Genomic DNA, 9,386 nt, shown 5'->3' on the forward strand with positions numbered 1-9,386 from the left:
CGGTTTATCGGACGCCCGCGCCGATCAGACCGCCCGCCGCCGCGCCCGCAACCGTGCCGATCGGGCCGCCCGTGACCAGATAGCCGAGCGCACCGCCGGCGGCCGCGCCGACTCCGGCGTGCGCCTGCTGGCGCGATACGTTCGCGCAGGCGGCGAGGCTCGACACGAGCGCGGCTGCGGCGGCGAACTTGAGCGTCGTGATGGCGATCTTCTTCATGATGGGCTTCCTTGTGTTGTCGTTGTGATGTGTTGTGCTTTTCGTGCAGGAACGCGACGCCGAAACCGCGCGATCGATGCAGGCGAGCCGATCTTAAGAGGCCGCACACGCGCCTTTCAACGCGATTTACGTCCCGTTACGGTGGTTACGATCGGCGCGTTTCGCCGTAATCGGTGTAACGGAACTCGCAAAACGGTCCGAACGCCGTCGGCGCCTGCCCCGGACGGTTGCGTAAGGTAGAATCGACCCAATATTCAAGGCCTTCGTACGCGTTTCCGGTCGCTGCGCACCGCGAAACGCTTCCCGAACCGTTTCACGCGCGCGAGCGCATCCGCTGCCACCTTTTCCGCATGAACACCGATCGCAACGACGCTCCGGCGCCATCCAATTTCATTCGCAACATCATCGAAGACGACAACCGCTCGGGCAAATGGTCGCAGCGGGTCGAGACGCGCTTTCCGCCGGAGCCGAACGGCTATCTGCACATCGGCCATGCGAAGAGCATCTGCGTGAACTTCGGCCTCGCCGCGGATTACGGCGGCGTGTGCCATCTGCGCTTCGACGATACGAATCCCGAGAAGGAAAGCGTCGAATACGTCGATTCGATCATCGACGCCGTGAAATGGCTCGGCTTCGAATGGAACAAGGACGGCACCGAGCACCAATACTTCGCGAGCGACTACTACGACAAGCTGTACGAATACGCCGAGATGCTCATCAAGAAGGGCCAGGCGTATGTCGACAGCCAGACGGCGGACGAGATGCGCGCGACGCGCGGCTCGGCCACCGAAGCCGGCATCAATTCGCCGTATCGCGACCGTTCGCCCGAAGAAAACCTCGACCTCTTCCGCCGCATGAAGGCGGGCGAGTTCAAGGAAGGCGAGCACGTGCTGCGCGCGAAGATCGACATGGCGTCGCCGAACTTCAACATGCGCGATCCGGTGATCTATCGCATCCGCTTCGCGCATCACTACCGCACCGGCGACACGTGGTGCATCTACCCGATGTACGACTACGCGCACTGCGTGTCGGACGCGATCGAGAACATCACGCACTCGCTGTGCACGCTGGAGTTCGAGGATCATCGGCCGCTCTACGACTGGTTCCTCGCGCAGCTCGCGGACGACGGCGTGTTTCAGCGCCCGCTGCCGCAGCAGATCGAGTTTTCGCGCCTGAACCTCACGTACGCGATCACGAGCAAGCGCAAGCTGCTGCAACTCGTGCAGGAAAATCACGTCGATGGCTGGGACGATCCGCGCATGCCGACCATCGTCGGTGTGCGGCGTCGCGGCTTCACGCCGGAAAGCATCCGTTTGATGGTCGAGCGCGTCGGCGTGACCAAGGTCGATTCGTGGATCGACATGAGCATCCTCGAAGGCGCGCTGCGCGACGATCTCGATGAAAAAGCGCCGCGCGCGATCGCCGTGCTCGATCCGCTGAAGCTCATCATCGACAACTATCCGGTAGGTCAGAGCGAGGAATGCAGCGCGCCCGTGCATCCGCATCATGCGGATCGCGGCGTGCGCACGTTCCCGTTCTCGCGCGAATTGTGGATCGAGCGCGAGGACTTCCAGGAAACGCCGCCGAAGGGCTATTTCCGCCTTTTCCCGGGCAACAAGGTGCGTCTGAAGTACGGGTTCATCGTGGAATGCACGGGCGCGGACAAGGACGAAAACGGCAACGTGATCGCCGTGCATTGCAACTACTTCCCGGACAGCAAGTCGGGCACCGAAGGCGCGAACAGCTACAAGGTGAAGGGCACGATTCACTGGGTCAGCGCGGCAACGGCGTATGCGGCCGAAGTGCGTCTCTACGACCGCCTCTTCAAAGAGCCGCAGCCCGGCGCGGGCGGCGCGGAGTTCCTCGACGCGCTCAATCCGGATTCGAAGCGCGTCGTGAACGCGTATCTCGAACCGAGCGCGCGCGATGCGAACGCGGAAGACCGCTTCCAGTTCGAGCGGCACGGCTATTTCGTCGCGGATCGTCTGGATTCGCAGCCGGGCAAGCCCGTGTTCAACCGCATCGTCAGCCTGCGCGACAGCTGGGGCAAGCCGGCCTGATATCGGCAAAACAAGGGCGCCGCACGGCGCCCTTCGTGTTTTTTCGGCCCCGCCGCTTTCAACGAGGACACCATGAAGCTGCCGCATTGCTTCGCGCCGCATCGCACGCGGGCGCAACGAAGCGCCGCCCTCGCCTTCGCGCTCCTGATTGCAGCCGCCGGTGCGCACGCCGCGACCGCGTCCGAGCTCGCCACGGGGCAAGCGACCGTCGATCAGATGCCGCCTTCCGCGACGCTGCGCAAGATCGTGGAAAACGGCGCGATCGTGCTGGGCACGCGCGAATCGTCGGTGCCATTCTCGTACTCGGTGAAGCAGCAACCGGTGGGCTACTCGTACGACATCGCGCTCAAGGTCGTCGACGAGATCAGAAAACGCCTCAAGATGCCCAATCTCGCCGTCAAGAACGTGATGGTGACCTCGGCGAACCGCATCTCGTATGTGGTGAACAATCAGGTCGATCTGGAATGCGGCTCGACCGCGCATGTCGCCGACCGCGATCCGCTCGTCGCGTTTTCGAACAGCTTTTTCCAGTACGGCATCCGCATGGCCGTGAAGAAGAAGTCGGGCATCCGCGATTACGACGAGCTCGCGAACAAGACCGTGGTGACCACGGCGGGCACGTCGGACGAGCGCATGCTGCGGCAGATGAGCATCGACAGGAAGCTGAACCTGCGCATCATCAGCGCGCGCGATCACGCGGAGGCGTTTGCCGCGCTGAAGTCGGATCGCGCGGTCGCGTTCGTGATGGACGACCCGCTTCTCTACGGCAAGATCGCGCAGGAAGGCGCGGCGCGCGGCGATTACATCGTGACGGGCGTGCCGCTCGCGAACGAAGCGTATGGCTGCATGATGAGAAAGGGCGACCCGGTGTTCAAGCGCATCGTCGACGATGTGATCGCGAACATGCAACGCTCGGGCGAAGCCACGAAGCTCTATGAAACCTGGTTCATGCGCCCGATCCCGCCGGACGGCATCAACCTGCAATTCCCGATGTCGCCGGAAATGAAGACGCTCTTCGCCAATCCCAACGACCGCACGATCGACTGATTACAGCGTCTCGTGCAGGTCGGCGAGCGACAGCGTCGTCTGAAAGAGCCGCGCGAGACTGCGGCTCGCGAACTGGTCGACGTCCGCCGGACTCACCCAGCGATACGCATCCATCTCGGGAATCATGGTGCCGTCGCTGTAGCGCGGGAAATACGATTCGCACACGCAGTTTTCGAGCCGCACTTCGTCTTCGCTCACGCGGACCGCGAAGAGATGCAGGTCCTTGTCGCGCCGATACACGAAGCGCCCGAGATCCTTCAGGCGCGCGGCGTCCAGCACGATGCCCGTCTCCTCGACAAGCTCGCGCAACGCCGCCTCGCGCGGACTCTCGCCGGGATCGGCGGCGCCTTTGGGCACGTCCCAGTGCGTGGTTTCGGTCGCGTGACAGAGCAGCACGTCGCCCTGCTCGTTGAGCATGACCACGCCGCACGATACGGTGCGGGCGGTCATCGGTTGCGTTCCCCGTTCATCACTGTTTCTTGAGCTTCCACTTGCCGTCGCTCTGCTTGCATGCGGTCGGCATCCAGGTCTGCGTCTGCCCTTTCGCGTGCGCGACGAGCGTGATCTTGCGGCACTTGAGCCCGCCCGATTCGAAGCTTTCCTGCGGCGTGACCGTGCCGTTGATCGGCACCGGGTTGCCCGCGCCCTTGTTGTCCCAGTCGAGCGATTCGCCGTCCTTCTTCGTGTTGAGCGCGACCTGCGCGGCGTTGTTGAGCGCCTGCAGGTCGCGCTGCTTCATGTAGCTGATCGGCGTGTCGTTCAGGAAGCCGAGATTGGCGGCGGATGCGGCTGCGCTCACGGCGACGAGCGCGGCTGCCGTGATCGTCAGGACGGAGGCATGAGCGAGCGCTCGATCTCGAATCGGCATGAAGATTCTCCTCGTTGCGATGGGTGTCGCCGATGGCCTCGCGGCTTGTTGCGCGCCGCGCTCGGGCCTTCGGGTGCAACGAGAATAGCATGCGCGCCTTCGTCGATGCCGACGGCACGCCCATCTACCCGGCCGCGGACAAGAGCGTCGCCAGATCGCTCGTGCGCGTCTCGCTCGCTTGCGCGAGAACGCGCGCTTCGAGTTCGTCGATATGCGTGCGCATCGATGTGAGCGCTGCGTCGAAAGCGCCTTGAGCGAGGGCATCGACGAGCTGTCCGTGTTCATCGGATGAGCAATTCGACAGTTTCGACGGATCGAAGAGCGCCTTGTAAAGCTCCGTCTTCGCGACGAGCTGCGCGAGAAACGCCGCCACTTCCGGCGCGCCGGCGAGTTCCGCCAGCAGCACATGAAAATGCCCCGCGAGACGCACGCACTCCGCCACGCTGCCCGCCTTCACCGCGCGCTGCTCGGCTTTGACGTGAGCGCGCAACGCCCGCAACGCCCGCGCGCTCAAGCTGCCGCACAACGACGCGACGATGCCCGCCTCGACGATTTGCCGCGCGCGATACACCTCGCGGATATCGGCGGGTGTCGGCGACGGCACGAATGCGCCGCGATTGACCTCCAGCGTGAGCTTGCCTTCGGCGCCGAGCCGCGCGAGCGCCTTGCGGATCGCGCCGCGCGTGCAGTCGAAAGCCGCGGCGAGTTCGCGCTCGACGAGCTGCGCGCCGGGTGCGAGCTTGCCCTGCAAGAGCGCCGACGTGATCGCCGCGTAGACGCGCTCGTCAGCAGAAGTGTCGTTCGATGATGTGTCCTGTCGCGTTGCCATGATGCCTGCCGTGCTTGCGTTGAATCGCATTGTAGCGAGCGCGCGCGGACGTGCGCGAATCCGGGTTATTCGCCTCGCCGTATTTTTGGTTGACCAAACATCGCTAAAATGGTCAACCAAATCGCGGGAGAATCCGTCGTATGAGAGCATCGAACTTTGCGTGGCTCGCCGTGATCGTCGCGATCGGCCTGAATCTGCGGCCGCTGCTTACGTCCGTCAGTCCGTTGATGGGCGTGATCCTGCACGCGACGGGACTGTCGTTTCGCGGCGCGTCGATGCTGACCGGTCTGCCCGTCGTCGCGATGGGCGTATGCGCGTTCGGCGCAAGCGCGCTGTCACGCTCGATCGGCAATGCACGCGGCGTGGCGCTCGGGCTTGTCGCGATCGTTGCGGCGTGCGCGGCGCGGCTCGTTGCGGGGAACGCGGCTGCGCTCGTCGCGAGCGCGGCGGTCGCGGGCACGGGCGTCGCCGTCATTCAGGCGTTGCTGCCCGGCGTGATGAAGACGCGCTTCGCCGCGCGCCTGCCATTCGCGATGGGCCTCTACTCCGCATCGATCATGGCGGGCGGCGGCCTCGGCGCGAGCATCACGCCGGCGCTCGCATCGCGCGTATCGTGGCAGGCGGGACTCGCGTTCTGGGCGGCGCCCGCGCTCCTCGCGCTCGCGTTGTGGATGCTGCTGATGCGCGCCGACGCGTTGCCGCACGCGTCATCGGCACGTCACGCCACGCCGGCGCCGTCGCTCTTTTTCAATCGCCGCGCGTGGACGCTCGGCATCTTCTTCGGACTCGTCAACGGCGGCTATACGAGCCTCGTCGCGTGGATGCCCGCGTACTACCAGCAGCTCGGACGCGGCGTGACCGAAAGCGGCGCGCTGCTCGCGATGCTCACGGTGTTCCAGGCATCGTCGGCGATGCTGTTGCCGATGGCCGCCGCGCGCTTCGGACGCGGCAAGGACCGTCGCCCGTGGATCGCGCTCGGACTCGTCGTGCAGCTCGCGGGCTTTGCGCTGCTGCTCGTCGCGCCGCTTTCCGCGCCGCTCGTGGTCGTCGCGTTGCTCGGCGCGGGACTGGGCGGGGTGTTCGCGCTCTCGCTCGTGCTCACGCTCGATCACGCCGACGATCCCGCGCTGGCCGCGCGGCTCGTCGCGTTTGTGCAGGGCGTGGGTTTTGTCATCGCGGCGGTGGCGCCGGTCGTCGCGGGCATCGTGCGCGATGTGAGCGGCGGCTTCTCGATGTCGTGGATGATGCTCGCCGCGAGTCTCGTCGCGATGATTGCGCTCAATGTCGTGTTCGGCCCGCGCGGCTATGCGCGCGCGATGCGGTCCGCGCTGGTCAGCGAACCGCGTGACACGCGAAGAACTCGTCGAGCAGATCGGTCATCTGCCACACGGGACACGGACGGCGGCAATGCCCGTCGTAGCCCGCTTCCTTGAGATGCGCGATCGGCTCTTCGGGCAGAAAGCCGCTCATCGCGATGATCAGGCGGCTGGCGTCGTCATCGGCCTCGCGCAGCGCTCGGGTCAGCGCGTAGTTGCCGCAGTGCCCGACGCGCGTGTCGAGAAACAGCACATGCGGGCGCCATTCTTCGACCATGCGCCTGACGGACGATGCATCCACCGCGAGCTGCGTCGGAAAGCCCTTCAGCTCGAACAGCGATGCGAGCGATGCGCCGAGCATGCGCTCGGACATCGCGAGCAGCACGCGGCGCGAGTCGGGTTGTAGGCGGGCTTGCTTGCGGTTCCATAGCGAGCATTGCGCCGGGCTGGTTTCGTATGCTCGATTGTTCAAGTCATCCCTCTTTCGACGTTGCCGCCGCACGCCCTCACCGATATGGCGCACCGCGCGCCACGATGACGCATCGGCGCACCGTCGATGGGCGAAGCGAGCGCTTGTACGAGATGGTTAAATTTGCCGATGCGTTGCGCCGCGCGGGATTGCGGGGATTGCGGCGGGCACGCGGGGGAAGGATGGGCAGGAAGCGGGCCAGCAAGCCGATTCGATTAGGCCTGCTGAGGCTCGATTTGAGATTTCTCGACGTTGATTGAGGCGCATCGCGACAAGTTACTTGTTGAAATAAGAAAGGCGAAGGGAAGGCAAAGGAAAATCTCACGGCGGCTCGGGTGGCCGCCTGCAAATGCGAGCCGGGCAAACAACAGACCATTCTCTGGGACGCAAAGACACGCGGCTTTGGGCTGCGCGTGACGGCGGCAGGAGTTCAACGGGTTCCGCTCCGCGAGCAAATATGACCGGGCCATAGGAGAGTTCTGCTTGCGCGCACTCGCGATCTGTTCGGCGAATCACCTGATCTTGCGCGAGACGCCTCGCAGCTATCGATTCAAAACTTCGAACGTGAAGCCGAGCGCTGGGGCTCCGAGCGCGCCACTACGAAAATGCCAGAATAGTGAGCAGCAAGAGATTCGCCACGAATGAGCTAAGATCGGGATAAGCCTGAGAAGTTGGAAGGTGCGGTGTGTCCGGCTACGCCCCGGCCACGTTTGGCCGGTGCTTGGACAATGGACATAAAAAAGCCCCCGCTGGAGATGGGGGGCTTATGCCAGAACTGCTACATCAATTCAAGAGTCCCCAACTTCCTCGATTTCTAGCGTGTTGAATTCGACAGCTATCTCCGCCCCGGCAGTGGCAGCCACAAACGCAATTTCCTTTCCGGGAACTTTGGAGAATCGATCTGAAGTGGTCAAAAGTGAAAGCGCTCGCTGGTACTGCGGCTCGTCGGGTCGAAGGATTGTAATGTCATAGACTATGTTCAACATGCCAAAGTGTTCAATGACGCAACGGCTTGTTCCAACAAAAGTGACTTGTGCTCGCCTACCATCGAAAAAGAGACTCAAAACCAGGCTATTGTTATCGCGCGTCGAGATTGCATCGATTTCCCAATCGTGAAAGAAAACATAACTGCGCAGAATGTCCATCATGTCTAAAAGATTGAAACAGGGTTTCCTTTGTCGCGCCTACCATTTTCCCAATTACGAGAATGTGGAGCGCCAAATCCGTGATCGTGTCCGAAGTCGATGTCCACCGCCGCATCGCCGTTCTCGTCATAGTATCGCCACTGCTGTTTGCCTGACGGATTCTCAAGCCAGCTATTCGGTGGACCGCCCGTGCTCGGCAACCAAGCCGTCTGCATGTCCTCGCCCATGTTGCTCGGCACGTACTCAAACGGCTGCGCGTGCGCGAGCGATGTCGGTTCGTCGAGATTCTGAGGCACGCGCGGCGCTTTGCCCATCATCTGCTGCACGGTCGCGTAGCCGATGGTCGATTTTCACAGCACCCGTGGCTGTCAGGACTTCCCGATTGCCCAATTTCTCGCTCCTGTTCGAAGCCCAGAACCGCCCCATTCAAATGAAGGGCCGGACGGACACGGTGGCAAGGTTGGAAGACCGGGATATGTCCCACATAACCGGCGAGCCTTGCGGCTCCCCTGCCACGGCGCGCCCTTAGGCGAACAGCAGCACCGCCGCGCCGTTGGTCGGACGGCGAGCGAGGTACAACATTGCGCGCCGCCTACATTGGTGAAGCAGTAGCGGTGGACATAAAAAAGCCCCCACGGAAGATGGAGGCTTATGCCACAGCTAAGGCGTGAGTTCAATCAATCTATCAGCGATACTCATCGATCTCGATCGTTCCGCCAAGCGCTTCCATCATTGCTCGAATATCGTCTGGCACATCGGGAGCGCGATTGCCGGTCTCATTGTCCCAATAACAGAAGAATCGCATCCCAACCGCTCTGTCCTCAAGCAGTTGCCGAAGATCGGTACGTGGCAATCGAAGCCGATCGACCAGGTATCGAAGATGTGCTTCAAGGCAATCACTTTGGACAGCAGCTTTACTTTCTACTCCCCATAGCCCAACACGGCCCGGCACCTGACTCGGTCGCCCGGAAGGTGTAATAAATGGCTGGCCTTTAACAATCGTTATATCTGGTTCCACGCCGAAATACTGCGACCAGAAATCGGGCGAAAGCGTGTCGCCGGAAATGTAAAACGTTGCGTGCGCGAGTTGATGAATTGCCATCGGATTTGCCTTAGTCTGCCCAATCATGAAAATTACCGATGTAATCGCCCTTGAAGTAAACATCCCCATTGTCATGCCAGATTACGTTGTCGGCTGGTCCCAAACCATTTCCTGGCTTGAACTTGTGCAATATATCTCCAAAGGTCTTACGGTCGTACCCAAGCATCTTCGCCGCGCAATTTGGGTTGTTGGTACTCGCTGCAAGTCGTTCACTCTCGCTCAGATCATCGAGCACATACTCAAACGGCCGCGCGTGCGCGAGCGATGTCGATTCGTCGAGATTCTGAGACACACGCGGCGCTTTGCCCATCATCTGCTGCACGGTCGCGTAGG

General features: G+C 62.5%; 11 protein-coding genes and 1 pseudogene. 3 read left to right on the forward strand and 9 right to left on the reverse strand.

The window, feature by feature from the left end:
- Positions 1 to 4: 4 nt before the first annotated feature.
- Complete coding sequence (locus tag AWB76_RS22110) at positions 5 to 217, reverse strand: hypothetical protein (protein WP_041730537.1); 213 nt, start codon at positions 215 to 217, stop codon at positions 5 to 7.
- Between the two features lie 350 nt (positions 218 to 567).
- Here AWB76_RS22110 and AWB76_RS22115 point away from each other — a divergent pair, with 350 nt between their 5' ends.
- Together AWB76_RS22115 and AWB76_RS22120 are read left to right on the forward strand one after the other, a co-directional pair.
- Positions 568 to 2,277: a glutamine--tRNA ligase/YqeY domain fusion protein gene (locus tag AWB76_RS22115; RefSeq protein ID WP_061162266.1), complete on the forward strand. Its 1,710-nt coding sequence runs from the start codon at positions 568 to 570 to the stop codon at positions 2,275 to 2,277.
- Positions 2,278 to 2,349: 72 nt separating this feature from the next.
- A complete protein-coding gene (locus AWB76_RS22120) occupies positions 2,350 to 3,324 on the forward strand; it encodes a transporter substrate-binding domain-containing protein (RefSeq protein WP_063936371.1) in 975 nt (324 codons plus the stop codon).
- Here the strand turns inward: AWB76_RS22120 and AWB76_RS22125 are convergent, their stop codons facing one another.
- The 3 genes from AWB76_RS22125 to AWB76_RS22135 all read right to left on the reverse strand — a co-directional run bounded on the left by AWB76_RS22125 (position 3,325) and on the right by AWB76_RS22135 (position 5,021).
- Positions 3,325 to 3,774: an NUDIX hydrolase gene (locus AWB76_RS22125; RefSeq protein ID WP_061162267.1), complete on the reverse strand. Its 450-nt coding sequence runs from the start codon at positions 3,772 to 3,774 to the stop codon at positions 3,325 to 3,327.
- A 19-nt stretch (positions 3,775 to 3,793) separates the two neighbouring features.
- The gene (locus AWB76_RS22130; RefSeq protein ID WP_061162268.1) at positions 3,794 to 4,192 is read right to left on the reverse strand and encodes an RT0821/Lpp0805 family surface protein; all 399 of its coding nucleotides are present in this window, start codon (positions 4,190 to 4,192) and stop codon (positions 3,794 to 3,796) included.
- A gap of 124 nt (positions 4,193 to 4,316) precedes the next feature.
- Entirely contained in the window at positions 4,317 to 5,021 is a 705-nt protein-coding gene (locus AWB76_RS22135; RefSeq protein ID WP_061162291.1) for a GntR family transcriptional regulator, read from the reverse strand.
- A 140-nt stretch (positions 5,022 to 5,161) separates the two neighbouring features.
- On the opposite strand from AWB76_RS22135, the gene AWB76_RS22140 reads away from it, so the two are divergent.
- Positions 5,162 to 6,454 (forward strand): cyanate transporter, encoded by a 1,293-nt coding sequence (locus AWB76_RS22140; protein ID WP_061162269.1) that lies wholly within the window; start codon positions 5,162 to 5,164, stop codon positions 6,452 to 6,454.
- Here the strand turns inward: AWB76_RS22140 and AWB76_RS22145 are convergent.
- The 5 genes and pseudogenes from AWB76_RS22145 to AWB76_RS22165 all read right to left on the reverse strand — a co-directional run.
- Positions 6,354 to 6,809 (reverse strand): response regulator, encoded by a 456-nt coding sequence (locus AWB76_RS22145; RefSeq protein ID WP_063936372.1) that lies wholly within the window; start codon positions 6,807 to 6,809, stop codon positions 6,354 to 6,356. The two genes, AWB76_RS22140 and AWB76_RS22145, sit on opposite strands and share 101 nt — an antisense overlap.
- A 785-nt stretch (positions 6,810 to 7,594) precedes the next feature.
- On the reverse strand, positions 7,595 to 7,954 hold the full coding sequence (locus AWB76_RS22150; RefSeq protein ID WP_061162271.1) for a hypothetical protein: 360 nt from the start codon (positions 7,952 to 7,954) through the stop codon (positions 7,595 to 7,597).
- A gap of 2 nt (positions 7,955 to 7,956) precedes the next feature.
- Positions 7,957 to 8,268 (reverse strand): hypothetical protein, encoded by a 312-nt coding sequence (locus tag AWB76_RS22155; RefSeq protein WP_167357774.1) that lies wholly within the window; start codon positions 8,266 to 8,268, stop codon positions 7,957 to 7,959.
- Positions 8,269 to 8,636: 368 nt separating this feature from the next.
- Positions 8,637 to 9,053: a DUF4279 domain-containing protein gene (locus AWB76_RS22160; RefSeq protein WP_061162273.1), complete on the reverse strand. Its 417-nt coding sequence runs from the start codon at positions 9,051 to 9,053 to the stop codon at positions 8,637 to 8,639.
- Positions 9,054 to 9,063: 10 nt separating this feature from the next.
- A pseudogene (locus AWB76_RS22165) lies at positions 9,064 to 9,386 on the reverse strand (hypothetical protein); the annotation flags it as partial.

The organism is Caballeronia temeraria (assembly GCF_001544795.2).
In the GTDB taxonomy this organism is placed as follows: Bacteria; Pseudomonadota; Gammaproteobacteria; order Burkholderiales; family Burkholderiaceae; genus Caballeronia; species Caballeronia temeraria.

What these genes read in the sequence shown, in the direction of transcription:
- AWB76_RS22110 (WP_041730537.1), bottom strand. Translation starts at nt 217, where the DNA reads ATGAAGAAGATCGCCATCACGACGCTCAAGTTCGCCGCCGCAGCCGCG.
- AWB76_RS22115 (WP_061162266.1), top strand. Translation starts at nt 568, where the DNA reads ATGAACACCGATCGCAACGACGCTCCGGCGCCATCCAATTTCATTCGC.
- AWB76_RS22120 (WP_063936371.1), top strand. Translation starts at nt 2,350, where the DNA reads ATGAAGCTGCCGCATTGCTTCGCGCCGCATCGCACGCGGGCGCAACGA.
- AWB76_RS22125 (WP_061162267.1), bottom strand. Translation starts at nt 3,774, where the DNA reads ATGACCGCCCGCACCGTATCGTGCGGCGTGGTCATGCTCAACGAGCAG.
- AWB76_RS22130 (WP_061162268.1), bottom strand. Translation starts at nt 4,192, where the DNA reads ATGCCGATTCGAGATCGAGCGCTCGCTCATGCCTCCGTCCTGACGATC.
- AWB76_RS22135 (WP_061162291.1), bottom strand. Translation starts at nt 5,021, where the DNA reads ATGGCAACGCGACAGGACACATCATCGAACGACACTTCTGCTGACGAG.
- AWB76_RS22140 (WP_061162269.1), top strand. Translation starts at nt 5,162, where the DNA reads ATGAGAGCATCGAACTTTGCGTGGCTCGCCGTGATCGTCGCGATCGGC.
- AWB76_RS22150 (WP_061162271.1), bottom strand. Translation starts at nt 7,954, where the DNA reads ATGATGGACATTCTGCGCAGTTATGTTTTCTTTCACGATTGGGAAATC.
- AWB76_RS22155 (WP_167357774.1), bottom strand. Translation starts at nt 8,268, where the DNA reads ATGATGGGCAAAGCGCCGCGCGTGCCTCAGAATCTCGACGAACCGACA.
- AWB76_RS22160 (WP_061162273.1), bottom strand. Translation starts at nt 9,053, where the DNA reads ATGGCAATTCATCAACTCGCGCACGCAACGTTTTACATTTCCGGCGAC.